The organism is Parabacteroides sp. PF5-9 (assembly GCF_029893105.1).
Classification (GTDB): domain Bacteria; phylum Bacteroidota; class Bacteroidia; order Bacteroidales; family Tannerellaceae; genus JARXWG01.
Genome location: NZ_JARXWG010000019.1, coordinates 78,616 through 99,374, shown reverse-complemented (window position 1 = coordinate 99,374; position 20,759 = coordinate 78,616). Strand labels below are relative to the sequence as shown.

The following is a 20,759-nucleotide window of genomic DNA, read 5'->3' as shown; positions in this document are numbered from 1 at the left end:
TATGTTTGTAAACTCTTTTAAGGACCATGAGTGTTTTGGTCTTTTTCGAAACTTAGAAACAGTCAAACTTGACAACCAATTTTAGGACGGGACAACGTCTGACAAATTTATCTCTCAAATGTTTCTGAAATTGGTTCTGCATGCATTTCTTTATTCGTTTAGTGAGTGCAACAAAATATATTTTGTATTTTTACATTCCGCGAAAGCGAACAAACCAATAGACAACATGAACATACAACAACTCGAATACATATTAGCGGTAGAACGTTACCGCCACTTTGCAAAGGCTGCAGAACATTGCCATGTGACCCAACCGACACTCAGTATGATGATACAAAAACTGGAAGACGAGTTGGGAGTCAAGCTTTTTGATCGGAACACCCAGCCCGTATCTCCTACCCCGGCAGGGCGTAAAGTGATCGAACAGGCACGTATCGTTCTTCAACAGACTGCGTTGATCAAAGATATTGTCACCGAGGAGGAGCAGTCGTTAAAAGGAACATTCAAATTAGCTGTTCTACCGACAATCGCCCCCTATTTATTGCCCCGTTTTCTTCAGCAACTGAATAACAAATATCCGGATTTGGATATCCGGATCCTTGAAATGCAAACCAGTCCAACCATTTCAGCTTTACAGAAAGGGGATTTGGATGCTGCCATTATCGCCAACCAACCAACCGAATCCTTCTTAAAAGGAGATATCCTCTTTTACGAACAATTTTACGCGTATGTAGCCCGCAACGAATCTATTTTCAAAAAAGAGATGATCCGCACGGCTGATATCAGCGATGAGCGATTATGGTTGTTGGATGAAGGGCATTGTTTTAGAGACCAATTGATGCGATTTTGTCAGATGGAAAAGGTCAAAGTTCGTCAGGCCGCTTATAAACTGGGAAGTCTGGAGACATTTATGCGGATGGTCGAGAGCAACAATGGCATCACATTTATACCGGAACTGGCTGTTTATCAATTAAGCGACGGGCAAAAAGAGTTGGTTCGCCCGTTTGCCATCCCCAAGCCGGCCAGAGAAATTGTATTGGTCACCCGGAAAGATTTTATCCGACACACCATTTCCCAAATTCTTATTGATCATATAAAAGCGTCTGTTCCTGAAGAGATGCGGACACTTCAAGGAGGGTTAAAAGTGGTCTGACCGCATACTTTTGAGTAGTACAGCTATAAAAAATTACTTTTTACTTGTTTTTTCAAAAAAATCATTACTTTTGTGCCCAACAATGCGACAAATACGCAAATGAACAAGTTTAGCTTTACATATTATTATTTTTACTTTTATTTTAGCAGAATAAAGGCAGGAATTTGTATGTAACGCATTGATAGATGAATATATAATAAGATCAATAAAACGATATAAGTCCTGCCGAGTACGGTGGGACTTTTTTTGTGTGTTGAATTTTGAAAACAGAAAGACAGATGAAAAAGAAAGTTGCCATTCAGGGAATAGCCGGTTCGTATCACGCGATAGCTGCCCATCATTATTTCGAAGATGAAACGATCGAATTAGTCGGTTGCAATTCTTTTAGAGAAGTGATTCACACTGTAAAGAAAGATCCTGCAGTGTTTGGCCTGATGGCTATTGAAAACACAATCGCCGGAAGTCTATTGCAAAATCATGAGTTGATCCGTTTAAGCGGATTGAAAGTGTTTGGCGAATACAAACTACACATCTCCCATTCACTAGTCGCACTTCCCGGTACATCTATTCACGAAATTACAGAAGTCAACTCACATCCTATTGCGCTAATGCAATGCGCTGATTTTCTGGATACATTACCCAATATCAAATTGGTAGAAAAAGAAGATACGGCCATGAGTGCCCGATGGATTGCCGAAGACCAACTGAAAGGGCATGCGGCCATTTGTGGAAAACAGGCAGCAGCCATTTATGACATGGAAATTCTGGCAGAAGGGATCGAAACCAACAAACGCAATTTCACCCGTTTCCTGGCTATTGCCGACAGGTGGACAGCGGAAGATCTTATCCGCAAAGAGGATATCAACAAAGCGTCATTGGTTTTTGCACTTCCACATACTTCCGGAAGTCTGTCCAAAGTACTCTCCATTCTCTCTTTTTATGATATGAATTTATCCAAGATACAATCGCTCCCGATTCTGGGTCGCGAATGGGAGTATCTCTTCTATATTGATCTGACTTTCACAGATTATACCCGATACAAACAAGCATTAGATGCAATCATTCCATTAACAAAAGACTTTAATATTTTAGGTGAATATGCAGAAGGAAAACAAAGTGTGTAAAATCACACCCGCAGATAGAGTCAATGAGGTTCAGGAGTACTATTTCTCTACCAAACTGAAAGAAATAGCCCGAATGAACAGTGAAGGCAAAAACGTCATTAACCTGGGGGTTGGAAGTCCCGATCTTCCCCCTTCCAAAGAGACGATTCATACATTATGCCAACATGCACAGAGTGCCAATGAGCATGGATATCAACCGTATATCGGTATTCCTGAACTTCGCAGAGGTTTTGCGGATTGGTATAAAAGGTGGTATCAGGTTGATATTGACCCGGATACGGAAATTCAACCGTTAATCGGTTCCAAAGAAGGCATTCTTCATATCTCGATGGCTTTCCTTAATCCGGGCGACGCTGTTTTAATCCCTAATCCCGGATACCCCACCTACTCGTCTGTCAGTAAACTGGTAGGTGCTCAGATTAAAACCTACGATTTGACTGAAGAAAAAGGTTGGATGCCCGACTTTGAGCAATTGGAACTGAGCGATCTATCCAATGTTAAACTCATGTGGGTCAACTATCCACATATGCCAACCGGTGCAAACGCGAGTGTGGCGTTATTTGAAAAACTGGTCGATTTCGGACATCGTCATGGTATCATCATCTGTAATGATAATCCGTACAGCTTTATTTTAAATGATCAACCGTTAAGCATACTCAGCATACCCGGCGCCAAAGAGATCTGTATCGAGTTGAATTCCATGAGTAAATCTCACAATATGCCCGGGTGGCGAATCGCAATGCTGGCTACAAATGCCCGGTTTGTCCAATGGATATTGAAAGTAAAAAGCAATATCGACTCCGGACAGTTTAAGCCCATGCAGTATGCCGCTGTTGCAGCACTCGACTCGCCCCAGGCGTGGTATGAAGAGATGAATCAGACATACCGCAGCAGACGGGAACTAGCCGGAGAGTTAATGGATCTATTAGATTGTACATACGACAAGAATCAGGTCGGTCTTTTCTTATGGGGGCGAATACCCGATTATATAGAGAATGTTTCTACTTTTGCGGATAAAATACTGTACGAAGCTCATGTGTTTATCACACCTGGTTTTATCTTCGGCAGTCAGGGCGAACGTTATATCAGGATCTCTCTTTGTTGCAACGAAACGACTTTTAAAGAAGCGATCAATCGGCTCAACAAAATTCAAACAGCTTATAAAATCGCCATATAAATCACTCAATTAAAACAATTTATAATAAAAAATCAAACAACAGCATATCATGACATTAGAATCAATCATGCTTCCCGGAATAAATACGCAACGACCAATGGTCATCGCCGGCCCTTGTAGCGCTGAAACAGAAGAACAAGTAATGGCAGCCGCTCGCAAACTAGCCTCATTCGGCATCAAAATATTCCGTGCCGGAATATGGAAACCGCGAACAAAACCGGGAGGCTTCGAGGGTGTCGGCGCAGCTGGTCTTCCATGGCTAAAACGGGTTAAAGAGGAAACCGGTATGTATATTTCGACCGAAGTAGCAACCAAAGATCATGTACTTGAGGCGTTGAATGCCGGTATCGATCTTTTATGGATCGGTGCCCGAACAACCGTCAACCCGTTTGCTGTGCAAGAAATTGCCGATGCGTTAAAAGGGGTCGACATTCCTGTATTGGTCAAAAATCCGGTCAATCCCGATCTCGAATTATGGATTGGCGCTATCGAACGGCTACAAGGAGCCGGTATCTGTCGGATTGGAGCAATTCATCGCGGGTTCAGTTCGTATGACAAAAAGATATACCGCAATCTTCCTTTATGGCATATCCCGATTGAACTGCGTCGCAGACTACCCGATTTACCCATCTTTTGTGACCCCAGTCATATCGGAGGGAAACGTGAACTGATTGCACCTCTCTCACAACAAGCCATGGACTTAAATTTTGACGGGTTAATTATTGAAACCCACTGCGATCCCGACAACGCTTGGAGTGATGCCTGTCAACAGATCACCCCTGATGTATTGGATTATGTGCTCAATCTATTGGTGATCCGTGATGCGAATCAAACCACAGAGAATCTCAGTGAATTACGCCGGCAAATTGATCAGATCGACGAACAACTGCTTGAACTTCTGGCCAAACGTATGCGTATATCCAAAGAAATCGGGATTTACAAAAAAGAGCACAATATGCCAATTCTTCAGACGCCCCGTTATAATGAGATTTTAGAGAAACGTTCTCACCTGGGAGAAAGCATGGAACTGAGTCCTGATTTTATCACAGAAATCCTTAAAGAAATCCACGAAGAATCTGTTCGTCAACAGGTGATCGTCATGAACGAAAGATAAGATAAAACGAGCCATTAAATGAAATAATAACAGATGAAAATATTGATATTGGGTGCCGGAAAGATGGGATCTTTCTTCACCGATCTGCTCAGTTTTAATCATGAAGTAGCTGTATTGGAAAAAGATCCGAAACGAATGCGTTTTATCTATAATGCAGTCCGCATGCAATCACCGGAAGAGATTACGGACTTTGCTCCTGAATTAGTCATCAATTGTGTTACACTAAATTACACCATAGAGGCTTTTCAGACTGTCATTCCTTATTTACAACCCTATTGCATCATTGCGGATATCGCTTCGGTAAAAACGCATCTGAAAGCATTTTACGATACCTGTGGATTCCCTTATGTCTCTACTCATCCGATGTTCGGACCGACTTTTGCCAATCTCGGCAAACTGGAGAAAGAGAATACGATCATTATCTCCGAGGGAGATCATCTGGGTAAAATATTCTTCAAAGACCTCTACGCCGGTCTGCATCTGAATATTTTCGAATATACTTTTGAAGAACATGATAAGGTGGTTGCCTATTCATTAGGCATCCCTTTTGCTTCAACAATGGTATTTGCTGCAACGATGAAACATCAGGATGCTCCCGGCACCACATTTAAACGGCATATGAAAATTGCCCGAGGGTTGCTTTCCGAAGATGATTACCTGTTGACAGAGATTTTGTTTAATCCAAGAACTCCACATCAAATCGAACGGATTCAGGAAGAACTGTCTTTATTGTTGGATATTATTCGAAAAAAAGACAGTGAAGCTATGAAAAAGCAACTCCAAAAAATCAGAAAAAATATTGAATAGGGATTCTGTAGATCAAATCATTTTATTCAAACAGAAAAGCCGGCTTTCCTTATCGGAAAGCCGACTTTATATATAATGGACGGTTTAATTATGCTATTTATGCATGAAAAGCCTTCAACGACTTCTGTAAATCCTGACGTGCAAAAAAGATGCGACTCTTAACCGTTCCTAACGGTAAATTTAGTTTATCCGCAATTTCATGATATCTGTAACCGCTGACAAACAACGCGAACGGAACCCGTAAATCATCACTTAAACGCTCTACAGCCTTGTTGATCTCCTGCAACTGATAGGATCCGTCAGGTGAATCATAGCCCGACTCACTCATCACTTCCAAATTATAGATATCAGCACCCTGATCTATGACAGATTGTGTACGCACGATTTTATGATAATTGTTAATAAAGATATTCCGCATCACAGTCATGACCCAGCCTTTAAAGTTCACATTATCGACATACTTTTCCTGATTATCTAACACTTTAAGTGTGGTATCCTGTAATAAATCAGCCGCATCATCTTTGTTTGCGGTTAACATCAAAGCAAAATTCATTAAATTGTCCTGCATCCCTAATAATGTCTTCTGAAATTGTAGTGTGTTCATACCCTTGATTTTTAGTGATTTTTTGTTTTACCCGTCCTCTTTATTGAAAAGGATACCCAAATGTAGGGAGAGCAAAACAAATGCAAAATTTATCCCCAGACAGATTTCGACTAAACTTTGAAATTGTTCATTTTGCACCTTTCCGACCAAAAAATGACCATATTTTACAACTCTTTCAAGTCGGCCTTTTCGGATTTTACAACAAACCGATTACAATTTGCAACTTTCATGTTTACCCAAAAACTAAATTAAAGCCTTTTTTATACAGAGTACTATATGTAGAAAATCTATTGCATAGATCTTCCCATCCGGCAGCGTTCATGCCAGTTCAAAACTGACATAAACAGAGGTTTTGAAATAATGCGGCCAAACAGATCATTGATGGGGGATATTTTCGATTTCAGATCTGAAAGCATAAAAAAAGTTGCTGAAATACTTGAATAATAAGCAAAAGCATATTATATTTATATTGTCAAGTTGATCAAGTTATCTGAAATTGTGAAGAACAAAAAAGACCTTGAAAGAGATATTAAGAAGCTAAAAGAGGATTTACAAGTCTATTTAAGACTTGCGCCGATTTTAGGAGTAACAGAAATGGAAAAGGAAAGAGTCGCAAAGTAGTTTTTAGACGACATCCTAAACCGAAAAAATAGATTAGAAAACGAGTAATCAACAAACCCCTTCTCCGGAGGGGGGGCTAAAAAAATCTAACAATGGATATTAAAAACTTAATGATCCGGATACGTGAAGCTGATCCGGAAGAAAAAGAAATCCTAATGAATCAGATAAAACACGAATTTGGCAATCTTCCTGAAAGCGAACAGGAGGAAGTCAAAAAACTGTTTTTGGAATCATGGGACAACAAGTTGTCCGAAGCAAGAGAAGTAATTGAAAAAATCGATCTTGCTTTAGAGATAGAACAGATATCGAAATATGTATCTTTGTCCGCGATTTCTAAAGAATATTTTGGAAAATCAAAGGAGTGGCTATATCAAAGGATAAAAGGTTATTCTGTAAACGGCAAAAAAGCAATGTTTACTAACGAAGAAAGAACTATCCTTTCAAATGCCTTGAAAGATATTAGCAACAAGCTAAAAGACACATCTCTTAAAATAGCTTAGGAGGTTAGCTTGACAGCTTTTAACCCCGGCTGCTTTTAGTGGTCGGGGTTATTTTTTTGATAATTCCTTCAAACAGTACGAAAATTAGCGAAGATAAACGAATAAACAATATTGTAAAGCTATTTATTTTACAACAAAAGCCGCTATTCAAGCGGCTCTCATTGTGAACTGTGCCGGATTCGAACCGGCGACCCCTACCCTGTCAAGGTAGTGCTCTAAACCAGCTGAGCTAACAATTCGTTGCAAACTTAAAAAAAATATACGATTTAATCTGTTATTCGCTGTACAAAAAATCTCCCCTTTTGCTGTACCCTCGTGAATGAATCCAAACAAAAACCGTAACGTCGCTGTCGGTTTATTTGATGCATCATAAACACTTTTCTGTTAGAGGTACGTCTAAATTCATTTAGAGGTACGTCTAAATCCGTTTAGAGGTACGTGTAAAATAATTTAGAGGTACCTCTAACAAAAAACAGACCTACGTGTAACAAAAAAGTAGTCTGTATACGACAGAAAAACAGTCAGAATCATGTTTTTATGTCCATAGGATGATGTAGAAAAAATAGATAGTGCTTCAATATCCCTTTCTTTTCATAAAATACCAGGTCAATCCGCCGACGACAAAAATGGCCAGCCAGGCTATTGCATAACCATGAGGCCAGTTGAGTTCGGGCATAAAGGCAAAGTTCATGCCCCATACCCCAACCAGGAATGTTAAAGGGATAAATAAGGTGGAGACAACGGTGAGTTGTTTCATTATGGCGTTCATGCGCATGTCGTTGTTTGAGATATACAGGTCGACTAATGATGAGATAATATCGCGGTTACTTTCATTGGTCTGGATAATGAACTGGATCTGGTCGGACAAATCGGTATAGACCGGAAGCATATCCGGAGTGATGAGTCCGCTCTCGCTACGCAACAGTTTAGGGAATTGTTCTTTTAGCGGTTGACTGTTTTTACGGATAACCATATAGTCGCGTCGGCGTTGCTGGATATCCGACCCAAAATTCTTTTTCTGTGCATCCGTATCTAACAACTGATCTTCGATCTCTTCCAGAAGTTCCTGCACTTTGGATGCCGACTCTACCAGGTTGACAACAATGGTATTCAATAAAAAAGCGAGTAAAAGCCCTGTTCCTCTCTTTCGTATATGGAGTAAATCATCTTTTAAGGCATCCATCACTCTGTCGAATACGGGATTATTGCTCTCAGTAAAAGTAATCACGATATTTTCAGTCACCACGATACTGATATGTTCCGAATGGAGTTCGTTGTTTTCATCATAGTAGCTGGAGTTGAGAATAAGAAGTAAACGTTTATGATACTCTTCGATTTTAATGATATGTTGCGGGGTCAGAATATCCTTTGCATCCAGATTATTCAGGCCGCACTCCTGCACGATGCGTGTTATTACATCCGAATCGGTGAGTCCGCTTATCTGAAACCAGTTGACGACATCAGGGTGCGTCAACTTGCTGAAACGGCTCTCTGTGGTTTGCACATTTTTTGTATGCAACACATTTTCATTGTACTGTGTCAAACGGATATTGGTCTCCGTATCATGCACACCCACATAGTCGTACTTATCCGACAGACGGTGATTATTCTTCTTTTTATGTTTTTTATTCGCGGAATGCGTCATGAATGCCCCTTTTCTAACTTCTCACTTCTTACTTCTAAATTCTCACTTCTAATCTATTATCATTCCAACTCCACAACAGTAATCCCCGCTCCTCCGAACTGAATGTGTTCGTCGTGATACTGTCTGATTCCAGGTACCGAGCGCAGATAATCACGTATCAACTGCCGCAATATACCGGTTCCCGTGCCATGCAGGATACGTATCCTTCCTGCTCCGACCTGTATCGCATCGTCTACAAAATAAGTAACAGCCTGAAGCGCTTCGTCTCCTCTCATTCCTCTAACATCGATCTCCTGCTTAAAGTTTATTTTCTTTTCGTGCATCTCATCCACGGTCTGCGAACTGACAAACGTACTTTTCGGCGATTCGCGTTTGATTTGTCCTTTACTGACTTTTTCGAGTTGCTCCAATTTGACATTACTTTTTATCATTCCAAAAGCGACAAGTAGTTGTTTCCCTTGTATCTCCATCACGGTTCCGACAGATGTTTGCCCTTTCAAACGCACAAAGTCTCCAATTTCGATCACATCCCGGTTAAACGTCTGCTGGTTTGAAATCCCTTTCTGTGTCTGTTTCTTTCGTTCATTACGTTCCTTGATCTTGGCCATTTTACGGGCGATCTTTGCATCTTCCTCATCGGCATTGAGCACTGAGGCTTTAAAGTCATCAAGTGCCTTACGGGCGAGTTTGGTCTGTTCTTTTTCCGCCTGTACTTTTTTGATATCACGGATAGTGGTCTCTATTTGTGCATTGGCCTCCGAAAGAATACGTTGTGCTTCGGCTTTTGCTTCGCGGATAATCTCTTTCCGTTGTTTATTTACCGTCTCCAGATCCTGTTCATACCGTGAAGTCACATCTTCCAGTTTTTTCTCTTGTTGACGAATATTCTGTCTTTTTCCTTCCCAATAACGTTTATCCCGAACAATATCCTGCAGATATTTATCCATATTGACATAATCGACTCCAACCTTCTCGGAAGCATCAGTGATCACCTCTTCGGGCAGTCCGATCTTCCTGGCTATTTCAATGGCAAAAGAACTTCCCGGATTCCCGATCGACAGTTGAAACAGGGGTTGCATATGATGCCGGTCGTACAACATTGCTCCATTGACAATACCTTCGGTCTCTTCGGCAAAATGTTTCAGATTCTGATAATGGGTCGTAATTACCCCATAACTCTGATTGCGGTTAAAGCGGTCTAACAGCGCTTCCGCTATGGCACCACCGATCTGAGGTTCTGTTCCGCTACCAAACTCATCGATCAGGATGATTGTTTTCGCATCGCAATGTTTGACGAAATATTTCATATTGGTCAGATGCGAACTATAGGTACTCAGGTCATTCTCTATGCTCTGTTCATCTCCTATATCAATAAATATCCGGTTAAAAATGCCTGTCTTTGAACTTTCGTGAAGCGGTATGAGTAAACCACACTGCAACATATATTGCAACAATCCGACAGTTTTCAAGCAGACTGATTTCCCGCCGGCATTAGGACCGGAAATAATCAATAGCCTTTTTTGCGCTGTAAGTGTAATATCCAGCGGAATGACTTTTTTACCTTGCCGCTGATGCGACAGGTAAAGTAAGGGGTGCACGGCTTGCCCCCAATCCAGCTGTTGCATATTTTCCATAACCGGCCGAATCCCCTGTATCTGCCCGGCAAAAAGGGCTTTGGCGCGAATAAAGTCGATATCGGCCAGAAATTCATACGATTGAAGGATGTCAGGGATCAAGGGGCGAAGCATATCCGTAAAAGTGGTCAATATCCGGATAATCTCCCGGCGTTCTTCACCTTCCAGTTCACGTATACGGTTATTGGCTTCGACCACCACATCCGGCTCGATAAAGACCGTTTTGCCACTTGCCGATTCATCATGGACAATGCCTTTTATTTTTCGCTTAAAAGCCGGAGCAACAGGGATCATCAACCGTCCGTCGCGCATCGTCGGCGCAACATCTTTATCTACGATACCTTCCGACTGGGCGGCGCGAAGGATGGATTGCAGACTCCGGGAGATGCCATTCATCGTTGTGGTCATCTCTTTACGTAGTTGTGCCAGTTCGGGAGAGGCATTATCTTTTACTTTTCCGAATTTATCCAGGATGGCGTCGATCTGTTTGATTAGTTGAGGAAAAACCAATACATCTCCGGCCAACTCTGTTAAAGCCGGATATAACACTTCGCCTTCTGTGGTCGGTTTGAAAAAGCGGACAATTTCATTAATGGTTTGCAAAGAGCGTTTTAAGTCAAACACCTCTTTCTCATCCAACCAAGTTCCTTCCGGACGGATACGCTTAAGGGAATAACGCACATCATAAAAATAGTTGGCCGGGAACTCTATATCACCATGAATGATACGAACAAACTCTTCCGTCTGATTCAATCGTACAGAGACTATGTCGAACTCGGAAGAGAAATTCATTTCTCCTACCCGTTCTACCCCTAAAGGGCTTAAACATTTTTCGGAGATTAGTTGGCGTATTTTATCAAAACCTGTTTTCTGTTCAAAATTTTGCGGATATATCACGTTGTCAATATTCTTTTAATTAATTCCAATCGTCAACTCCGTTCGGATCGTAGGACGGATAATGACTTCCATTTTATTTTTACCCCGCGCGATATGGAATGTACAGGCATTATTACCTGCAGGATTGACATAGGGGGTAAAATAGTATAAATAAGAAAAAGCTGTACGGAATTCACTTTTTTCAATCGCAGTGGTGACCAAAGGATATTTATTGGTATCCCAATACATACAATACCTGAATCCATTAATATCGGTATAAATAGTTTCAGGATCGCGATAAATCATCGTTTTCTCTATGAATTTTTTATACCCGTCACTGAATGCTTCTGCCGAATGGTTCATCGCATTGGAACCGATACGTTCTATAATATCCCCGGGGCGTATGCCTGCAGCATAAGCCGGAGAGCTGCGATCGACATCGAGCACCTGTTCCAATCGATCAATATTATAACTGATTCCGGTATAGTTATATGATTTTTTATTTACACTAATGGGTAAATACTGCCCGTACTTCACATAGGGGTATTGCATAAACATCAAAGGGATATGCAGTAGAGCATACTCTTCCAGACGGAAAGGTTCTTCCAGCTTTTCATTGGCTATACATTCCCACAGTACACGCCCCGGAAGTTCACGCTGATCGATAAACCTCAAACCCAACTGAAGCAAATAAGCTGCTTCGGCCTCTGCTGCGAAATAACTTAAAAAAGGAAGTTTCACCATCTTGTTCTGTGTAAAATCATAGCGAAAAGACGCTTCTTTATCCACCAATATTTTATTTTCACCGACATAATTGGGGTTGGCATTAAACATATAATAGGATTCAATCAACATATCGGGCTGGTCGTTATCCACTTTCAACCCTTTTTCGATCAAGACCTTTTCGACGACTCCATTAATGACTGTTTCCAGATTGCGATTACTCTCTTCGATCGGAGCAAATGAGAATGTTTTGATTTGGTCGAAATCAAAGGCATCCTCAGTTGTTGTCGTTGTAAATGGACAGATAAATTCCCGCTCGGTAGTAGTCTCCAGGCTGTACATATTATAAGCCGAAGCCAGTTGATCTTCCGAAATGGCATTCTGTGGCTTACACTGCTTGGAAATTAAGACTTTCTTCAACGGACTTGTCATATTCCGCACGCCAATCACCACCTCATTGTTTCCTGACGGATTCAATAACATCGGGATTTCATCCACTGCGATCTGAGCAATAGGTATTCCATCTATTTCTTCGATAATATCATCTACTTTAATCCCCGCTGATTCAGCAGGTGAATAGGGAGTTACCCGGTTCACTACCGGCTTATTCAGTCCCCAATGCGGATTTCCACTTATTTCATAGGTAAACCCTAAACGACAAATTGAATTTCGACCTTGTGCAACACTTAAAACGGCGATCAAAAAGAGTAATACAGATAGATTTATTTTTCTCATAATACAACGATATTCTCAGTCATGACAAGTATAATTGTCTGTTAATAAGACAAAGGTAAAGATATTTTTCAATCACTCGGAACAGTTGGCAGTATATTTGATATTATAATAAATGGATATGATGAATAGTTGTATAAACCGGGAGAATGCTTTTGGACGCATTCCCCTTATTATCTATCTAAAAACCAACAAGTAAATAAAAAACAAAGATAAATTATGAATACGACAAATCAGCATGGAGAGTCTAAAAGAGTCCCTACAAATGAAGATGAAGAACTGATTGAAACGACAAATTTGCAGAAAGAACAGTCAGATGCGGCAGACGAAAAGAAAGAAACTGACAATCTGACGGACGTTGAGGCATTAGAGGTTAAATATAATGACTTAAACGATGCTCATCTTCGCCTTATGGCCGAATTCGACAACTACCGTAAAAGAACATTACGTGAAAAAGCAGAATTAATCAAAAGTGGAGGTGAATCGACTCTGATACATATACTCCCGGTTGTCGACGATTTTGAAAGAGCGCTTCAAAACGTTCGTGTAGCGGAAGATATTGAAGCTGTGAAAGAAGGGATTGAACTTATCTACAACAAGTTTATCTCATATCTTTCTCATCAGGGAGTCAAACCGATCGAAGCGATAGGAAAACCGTTTGACACAGAAATGTTTGAGGCAGTTGCTATCATACCTTCACCGGAACCGGAACAAAAAGGGAAAGTCTTGGAAACAATACAAACCGGATATACATTACACGATAAGGTTATTCGTCACGCCAAAGTCGTTGTAGCAGAGTAAAGGGAATTTTCTGACGACAAATAGAACAAATACATAAATGGCTAAAAGAGATTATTATGAAGTATTAGGTGTTACACGTGATGCTTCTGCCGAAGAGATAAAAAAAGCGTATCGCAAAAAAGCTATAGAATACCATCCCGATAAAAACCCGGGGAATCAAGAAGCCGAAGAACTCTTTAAAGAGGCCGCCGAGGCGTATGATGTATTAAGCGATGCTCAGAAGCGCCAACGATATGACCAATTCGGACATGCCGGCGTAGGCGGTGCATCTTCATCCGGTGGTGGTTTTGGCGGCGGGATGTCGATGGATGATATATTCTCTCAGTTCGGAGATATCTTTGGCGGACATTTCGGATTTGGGGGGTTCAGTGGTTTTGGTGGAGGTTCACGAGGAGGTCGCCGGGTAAACCGAGGTTCCGATTTAAGAGTGAAAGTAAAACTCAACCTAAAAGAAGTCGCCAAAGGTGTAGAAAAGAAAATCAAAGTCAAAAAACAGATTACATGTAAACATTGTCATGGCAGTGGAGCGGAAGACGATAAAAGCGTCAAAACATGTGATACCTGCCACGGCAGCGGTGTGGTTACACGGGTAACAAATACATTCCTGGGGCAGATGCAGACACAGTCGGTCTGTCCGACCTGTGAAGGCGATGGCAAAATCATTACAAAAAAATGTACGGTATGTGAAGGGGAAGGTATCGTTCGTGACGATGATATTATCACAATCAATATCCCGGCCGGAGTAGGCGAAGGTATGCAATTATCGATGAGCGGAAAAGGAAATGCGGCACGTCATGGAGGGGTAAACGGCGACTTGCTGATTCTGATTGAAGAAGAGCCGCATCCGGAGTTAATTCGTGATGAAAACGATCTGTTATACAACCTGTTGTTAAGTGTTCCGCAAGCGGCATTAGGAGGAACCGTTGAAGTGCCTACCATAGAAGGAAAAGCAAAAGTAAAGATTGATCCGGGAACACAACCGGGTAAGGTACTTCGCTTACGCAACAAAGGATTGCCTTCTGTCAACAGCTATGGTACAGGCGACTTATTGGTCAATGTCAGTGTGTATATTCCCGAGACATTGTCTGATTCGGAAAAAGAGATTATGACCGGTTGGGAGAATTCGCCTAACTTTCAACCGAATAAAACCATGAAAGAAAAAATATTCAGTAAATTCAGACATATGTTTGACTAAGTCAAACGTCGTAGAAACAAAGAAGGGCTGTCCAAGAATAATATTGGATAGCCTTTTTTGTATGATCCGGAAGATGTTCAGCAAACAGGAGATAACTCTGGGCATCTTCACTTTTTTCCGCATTTCAGTCAAAAAAAATTATTTTTATGCAGTATAATTCAACTATGTGCATTTATCTATTAAAGTACGGAAAAATTGATGAGTGAGTCCGAGATGATCTCTGGTTGCCGGGAAGGAGATAACAGTTCCCGCAAAAAGTTGTATGAACTTTATGCGGAGAAGATGTTACGTCTTTGTTACAGGTATACGGGAGACATGGACATTGCGCATGATCTCTTACATGACGGTTTTATTAAGGTATTCTCAGCAATATCTTCTTTTACCTCAAAAAGAGAGGGGAGTTTAAATGCCTGGCTGAATAAAATATTCACCAATACAGCACTGGAATACTTACGTAAAAAAGATTTATTGAGAACAGGAATCTCTTTAGACCATATTGCCGAATTACCAGAAGAACCAGAACCAGACGCAAGTCTGATTTCAATAGAACAATTAATGAAATTTGTCACTGATCTTCCGGTCGGGTATCGTACCGTATTTAATTTATATGTTTTTGAAGAATGGTCGCATAAAGAAATTGCTCAACACCTGCATATCAATGAGAAATCGTCAACATCCCAGTTAAGCAGAGCCCGTAAAATACTGGCCGATCGCATCAGGGAACAACTAAAAAAACAGGAGAGAATCTGAATGGGAAAAAAGAACGATATCATACAAACATACCGTGACCGGAAGGATGAACTCCAGCTTCCCCTGCCCAATGATGGTTGGAAAAAGCTTGAAAAGGAGTTAACCGGATCTGCACCCACAAAATCAGTCATGATGCGTTGGTGGCTGGTAGCGGCTATCGCTTTATTGTGTCTGTTTATCACCCTCCCTTTATTGTTTCATAAAAGTGATGTTCCGGTCATATCCGAGAATGTGGAGATAGAAAAAAAGGAGACGAAAGCACCATCTATCAAACTCATAGAAAGCCAACCGATCGTCTCTCCTTCACCCCTTATCGCCTCCATCGTAGATAAAAAGCCGGTCGAAACAATGGAAAAACAGACAAAAGAGGAGGTGAATAAATACGAAGATCATCCCCCAAAGGAACCCGAAAAGGAAAAAGAGGAAATCCTTCTTGATGAGGAAGAAAAGCCTATTACAGAAAGAAAAGCGATTGGTCCGCCTCAGGAGTCCGGATCTGATCTGCCTGAATCAACGGATGATGAGAATAAAAATACGAAAACCAAACCGATTTCGCGTGGTTCTATCGGTTTTATGACCGGAACATCCGCTTTCTCCTCCGGGTGGGGAGGTCTGCAATCGGATATGGTGACCAACCCTGCCCCAATGGAGCCGGGAGAAGAAAACCCGGAAGATCCGGATCCCGAGACAAGAGCCAGCTTTAATCAACAGACTCCCGCACTCCGATCCGAACTACCGCTCTCTTATACGCATCGGTTACCTTTAACTGTTGGAATTTCAATCAGAAAACATATCACAGATCAATTCGCCTTGGAAAGCGGACTGGTTTACAACTATCTATACGCCGATTTAAAAAGAGATGACACCAGAGGATATATCGGCCATCAAACGGTTCATTATCTGGGAGTGCCGATTAAAATCAACTGGTTGTTTTTCTCCAAAGCGAACTTCTCCTCTTATCTTTCCGGCGGAGGAATGCTTGAGTATTGCCTTTCTGCGCGTCAAAAAATCAACGATCATCATTTTTCTGTTGCTGCAGATCGGTGGGAAACCTCATTAAATGTGTCAATAGGTCTCCAATATCAATTCCATAAACCTTTGTCGATCTTTATTGAACCCGGATTCAGTTACTATTTCAAGGCCGACGAACGAAAGATAGAGACAGTCCGTTCCGATCACCCGTTCACCTTTAACATATCAGCCGGCATTCGTTTTTCCTATTAAACATCAGCCTTATTCTCGTATTTTGTATTGAATATTTCAGCAAACAGAAAAGTTATCCCAGTGGATCAAAAAGGATATCCGACCGCAAAATGCCATGCGAAATTATGTCCGAAATTCGGATCTTTAATCGCCCATTTACGCGAGCCGCTTTGTTGAGGATCATACGCTTTAAATCCGGTATCAAAACGGATCAGGAAAAAATCAAAGTCCATACGAAGACCTAAACCATAAGAAACCGCAATCTCCTTATAAAAACGAGAAAAATCAAAATTCCCATCAGGTTGATCCTCTTTATAATGCCGGATGGTCCATACATTGCCGGCATCCAGATAAGCGGCCAATTCAAATTTCCAAAAAAGTTTCGTGCGATATTCCATGTTGACATCCAACCTGACATCACCCACCTGATAGGCAAAATTAAGACTATCCCGAAGCGGCATACTGCCCGGTCCTAACCGTCGGGCAGACCATCCACGCACACTATTGGCTCCTCCCGAAAAATAACGTCGTTCGAACGGCAGAACTTCTGAATTACCATAAGGTATACCTACCCCTACCCCTAAATGAAAAGCCAGTGTATTCCGACTATCCAGAATAACCGCTTTACTCATATCCACATCTATTTTCGTAAACTGCGAATAATTTGTACCAAACAGGCTATAACGTCCGTTTTCATCTTTCTTAGCCTGGGTCAGGGATGAAGCAGCATGTAACAAATTCCCGGCCAGTTCAAGGGAAAATCTGAACGAATGATTATTTCTTAATCGATTTTGCGGATTAAAATTACTGAATGAATAGGTATATCCCGACGACATGATAAACTGATCAGAATAGTTATAGAGCTGAATCAGTTGAGGGAGATCAGCATAGAAGGTAGAGTCTTTGCTTGGCAAAAACACATAGTCGACGTCTACCAACTTAAACGTATGCCGCGCCATGGTATTATTACGATCATACCAGATGTAATTCCATCCGGCAGAGACAATCGCCCGTTCATACTCCGGACGACGTTGCCGGTTATAACTCATCTTCAACTCTGTAGATGCGCGTATTTTGCGTCTGAAATCATTACTGACAAACGGAAACAGAAAACGAGGGAACAAGATAGACATATCCCCTCCAAGTTCCCAGTAGCTGCCTTGTCCGCTCCCTTTATTTGTCGACAACGACTCATACGCCCCGCGCACACGGGCAGAGAAGGTTTCAGCGCCTTTAAAGATATTCCGGTGCTGATAATTTAGACTTGATGCAAATCCCAGATCGCCGGCTGAGTTTGTCCCATCCAATTCTACACCGAAACTTTGCAGTTTGGCCGGAGAGGTCAGTATGATCGCATTCAGTTTAAGCGTATCGTTTTCCTCCGATTCCGTAAAACGTATATTGATATTTTTTAAAGAGCGCAATGCGGAAAAAGCAGAATACGTCTGTTCGACATTCCGCTCATTATACAGTTGACCGGGAGAGAGGTAAGAACTGTTAGCCAATACACCCGGCCGGACACTCTTCCCATTGACGCCATACAGGATCCGGATACCATTCCGTGTCACCGAATCGGTCGGAATAAAACGCGTCACTTGTTCATCCAACCCCAAGGCGTCATAATCGGTTAATATGGTTACGTTTTTGATATAATACTGACGATGTGTCGTATCAGCAACTACCCCATTTCCAGTATTTATACGGTATGGGCGCAACAACATTTCAACATCCACCCTATTCTGATTCAACGAACTATCCGCCAGATAAGCCAGGTAGTCCCTGTTAAATGCATAATAGCCATTCCGGCGCAATAAGGTAGAGATCCTTTGCCGTTCAAGATCAAGATTATCACGATCAAAAAGCGTTCCACTACCCACTAACGGCGTATATCCTGCTTCCGGCACCGAGCGGAATGTAGTAGCCAAAGCCGAACGGCGTGGTGCCTGAAGCCGGGCAATACTATCGATCTTCGAATCATCCAAAGTCATCGTATACTCCCGGATACGGTAAGGTTCGTTTGAGGTAATATGATACGTGACAATCGCTTTTTTCTGGCGGGAAGTATCGATGGAGGTGACAACCTCTGCATTCACATACCCTTTATTAAATAAAAAGCGTTCCAGTTCATTCGTCGATTGCTCAACAAGCGTCGTATCCATTATGACGGGAGCCTCTCCCATTCGGCGCAGTTGTTTGTTCACCCATTTATTGCCATCTCTTCCCGACCAGCCATAGACGTAGAGTTGCCATTTCATTAAGCCGAAAGCCTTAAAATTGGGTTGTTGGCGCAGGTAAGATTTTAATTCGGCAGGTTTGTAATCCGGATTATCGGAATCTATACGCACTTTATCCAGCAGGTACTCGCCTTCATTGACAAACTTCGTCGTACTACACGAAGCAAACAGGCCTATGAGTATAAAAACAAACCATATCCTCCCGGATTTTTTCATCATCTTATCTTCGATTTACAGAAACAAATGTAGGCAATATTTGATAAATCAGAAAACAATATATTCCGGTTCATCGACTGTATTTGCGTGGATAATTAAACAGTATAGACAAAACACCTCCCAACCCTAATAAATACGGGTAATACAGGTAACCCATGATTTCAATCGGAGAGACCTGACTCAAACCTGCTGCCATAAGGAGTTGTGCCCCATAAGGAATTATGCCTTGCACAAAACAGGAGAAGATATCCAATAAACTGGCACTTTTCCGGGGATCGACATGAAACTTATCAGCGATATCTTTGGCAATAGGTCCGGCCATAATCAAGGCGATCGTGTTATTTGCCGTACACAGATTAGCAAAACCGACCAGAGCGGCAATACTCCCCTCCGCCCCTTTCGGAGACTTGATATGAGTCGTCAACTGTTGGATTATCCAGTCAATCCCTCCGTTGAACCGGATCATTTCAAGCATTCCGCCAGCCAATAAGGTGACGATAATCAATTCGCCCATTCCCATGATCCCATCGCCCATAGCGCCGCACCAACCCCAGAGATCAAAACCTTCTGTAGCCAACCCGACAAAACCCGACAATAGAATTCCGATCACCAGAACCAACAATACGTTCATCCCACTCACAGCTATAATCAAAACAATCAGGTAAGGAAACACTTTGATCCATTCGATCTGTTCCACCATATACCCTCCACTATGCCCACCTCCTACAAAAATATAGATGATAGCTGTCAGTATCGCTATCGGAAGCGCAATCCGGATATTCACCTTGAATTTATCAGACATGCGGCAGCCTTGGGTACGAGTCGCTACAATAGTGGTATCGGAGATGAAAGAGAGATTATCACCAAACATAGCACCACTCACAACGACTCCCAGCATTAAAGCCGCAGGGAGTCCGCCACGTTCGGCTATTCCCACAGCAACAGGCGCCAGTGCCACAATGGTGCCGACGGAGGTGCCGACAGAAATGGAGATAAAACAAGAGGCTAAGAATATCCCGGCAGCCAATAAGTTTTCCGGCAATAAAAACATGGCCAGATTCACTGTCGCATCGACAGCCCCCATTATTTTAGCGGTCTGAGCAAATGCGCCTGCAAGAATAAAGATAAGTACCATCAACATGATATTGCTATTGGCCGCTCCACGACAAAATTGCTCGATCCGGTGTTCCAATTTACCACCTTTTGAGATCGCTATCGCCACAACCGAAGAGATCAGAAAAGCCACAGTGATAGGCATTTTATAAAAATCACCTGCGATCAGGCTGACAACAAGGTATGTCACCAGAAAAACCCCTAAAGGAATTAAGGCCCACGGATTTGGCGAGTGATGCAATGGCGAATTTACGGTGTTATTCATAGGCGCGAATCCTTGACGGATGATTTTTACGGGAAACAAAGGTAACTTTTTTCAATGGATGACAGAATGGTTACGGTCTTATTTCTGCAATTAAAGGATCACTTCCCTACACTATCTGAAAGACTTTTTTGTCAGACGTAGATCTGTTTTTTGTTAGAGGTACCTCTAAAATAATTTAGAGGTAGGTGTAAATCGATTTAGAGGTACGTCTAAATGAATTTAGACGTACCTCTAACAGAAAAGTGATTCAAACGCTTCACTTTTACGATCTG

16 protein-coding genes and 1 tRNA gene are annotated in these 20,759 nt (G+C 41.8%); 10 read left to right on the top strand and 7 right to left on the bottom strand.

The genetic code is table 11. The features are described from left to right. Positions 1–226: 226 nt before the first annotated feature. From M2135_RS11810 to M2135_RS11790, 5 genes are all read left to right on the top strand, one after another. On the top strand, positions 227–1,153 hold the full coding sequence (locus tag M2135_RS11810) for a hydrogen peroxide-inducible genes activator (protein ID WP_280748711.1): 927 nt from the start codon (positions 227–229) through the stop codon (positions 1,151–1,153). 278 nt (positions 1,154–1,431) lie between these two features. Next, entirely contained in the window at positions 1,432–2,277 is an 846-nt protein-coding gene (locus M2135_RS11805; RefSeq protein WP_280748710.1) for a prephenate dehydratase, read from the top strand. Continuing rightward, complete coding sequence (locus M2135_RS11800; RefSeq protein WP_280748709.1) at positions 2,252–3,454, top strand: aminotransferase class I/II-fold pyridoxal phosphate-dependent enzyme; 1,203 nt, start codon at positions 2,252–2,254, stop codon at positions 3,452–3,454. The genes M2135_RS11805 and M2135_RS11800 overlap by 26 nt, the downstream gene beginning before the upstream one ends. A gap of 49 nt (positions 3,455–3,503) precedes the next feature. Continuing rightward, entirely contained in the window at positions 3,504–4,568 is a 1,065-nt protein-coding gene (locus M2135_RS11795) for a bifunctional 3-deoxy-7-phosphoheptulonate synthase/chorismate mutase type II (RefSeq protein ID WP_280748708.1), read from the top strand. A 33-nt stretch (positions 4,569–4,601) separates the two neighbouring features. Next, positions 4,602–5,375: a prephenate dehydrogenase/arogenate dehydrogenase family protein gene (locus M2135_RS11790; RefSeq protein ID WP_280748707.1), complete on the top strand. Its 774-nt coding sequence runs from the start codon at positions 4,602–4,604 to the stop codon at positions 5,373–5,375. 97 nt (positions 5,376–5,472) lie between these two features. Here the strand turns inward: M2135_RS11790 and M2135_RS11785 are convergent, their stop codons facing one another. Continuing rightward, complete coding sequence (locus M2135_RS11785; protein WP_280748706.1) at positions 5,473–5,979, bottom strand: RNA polymerase sigma factor; 507 nt, start codon at positions 5,977–5,979, stop codon at positions 5,473–5,475. A 713-nt stretch (positions 5,980–6,692) separates the two neighbouring features. Here M2135_RS11785 and M2135_RS11780 point away from each other — a divergent pair. Beyond that, entirely contained in the window at positions 6,693–7,100 is a 408-nt protein-coding gene (locus M2135_RS11780) for a DUF5053 domain-containing protein (protein ID WP_280748705.1), read from the top strand. A gap of 164 nt (positions 7,101–7,264) precedes the next feature. Here M2135_RS11780 and M2135_RS11775 read toward each other — a convergent pair. From M2135_RS11775 to M2135_RS11760, 4 genes are all read right to left on the bottom strand, one after another. After that, positions 7,265–7,339: transfer RNA gene (locus M2135_RS11775), tRNA-Val, on the bottom strand. Positions 7,340–7,674: 335 nt separating this feature from the next. Further along, complete coding sequence (gene corA, locus M2135_RS11770) at positions 7,675–8,745, bottom strand: magnesium/cobalt transporter CorA (protein WP_280748704.1); 1,071 nt, start codon at positions 8,743–8,745, stop codon at positions 7,675–7,677. A gap of 59 nt (positions 8,746–8,804) precedes the next feature. Further along, on the bottom strand, positions 8,805–11,276 hold the full coding sequence (locus M2135_RS11765) for a Smr/MutS family protein (RefSeq protein ID WP_280748703.1): 2,472 nt from the start codon (positions 11,274–11,276) through the stop codon (positions 8,805–8,807). Positions 11,277–11,291: 15 nt separating this feature from the next. Further along, positions 11,292–12,713: a PDZ domain-containing protein gene (locus tag M2135_RS11760; protein WP_280748702.1), complete on the bottom strand. Its 1,422-nt coding sequence runs from the start codon at positions 12,711–12,713 to the stop codon at positions 11,292–11,294. 216 nt (positions 12,714–12,929) lie between these two features. Here M2135_RS11760 and M2135_RS11755 point away from each other — a divergent pair, with 216 nt between their 5' ends. From M2135_RS11755 to M2135_RS11740, 4 genes are all read left to right on the top strand, one after another. Continuing rightward, positions 12,930–13,511 (top strand): nucleotide exchange factor GrpE, encoded by a 582-nt coding sequence (locus M2135_RS11755; RefSeq protein WP_280748701.1) that lies wholly within the window; start codon positions 12,930–12,932, stop codon positions 13,509–13,511. A gap of 37 nt (positions 13,512–13,548) precedes the next feature. After that, positions 13,549–14,706, top strand: a complete 1,158-nt coding sequence (dnaJ, locus tag M2135_RS11750) for a molecular chaperone DnaJ (RefSeq protein WP_280748700.1) — start codon at positions 13,549–13,551, stop codon at positions 14,704–14,706. 198 nt (positions 14,707–14,904) lie between these two features. Next, on the top strand, positions 14,905–15,456 hold the full coding sequence (locus M2135_RS11745) for an RNA polymerase sigma factor (protein ID WP_280748699.1): 552 nt from the start codon (positions 14,905–14,907) through the stop codon (positions 15,454–15,456). Next, a complete protein-coding gene (locus M2135_RS11740; RefSeq protein WP_280748698.1) occupies positions 15,457–16,680 on the top strand; it encodes an outer membrane beta-barrel protein in 1,224 nt (407 codons plus the stop codon). Between the two features lie 65 nt (positions 16,681–16,745). On the opposite strand, the gene M2135_RS11735 is transcribed toward M2135_RS11740, so the two are convergent. Together M2135_RS11735 and M2135_RS11730 are read right to left on the bottom strand one after the other, a co-directional pair. Continuing rightward, the gene (locus M2135_RS11735; RefSeq protein ID WP_280748697.1) at positions 16,746–19,112 is read right to left on the bottom strand and encodes a BamA/TamA family outer membrane protein; all 2,367 of its coding nucleotides are present in this window, start codon (positions 19,110–19,112) and stop codon (positions 16,746–16,748) included. 67 nt (positions 19,113–19,179) lie between these two features. Beyond that, a complete protein-coding gene (locus tag M2135_RS11730) occupies positions 19,180–20,487 on the bottom strand; it encodes a Na+/H+ antiporter NhaC family protein (protein WP_280748696.1) in 1,308 nt (435 codons plus the stop codon). Between the last annotated feature and the right edge of the window lie 272 nt (positions 20,488–20,759).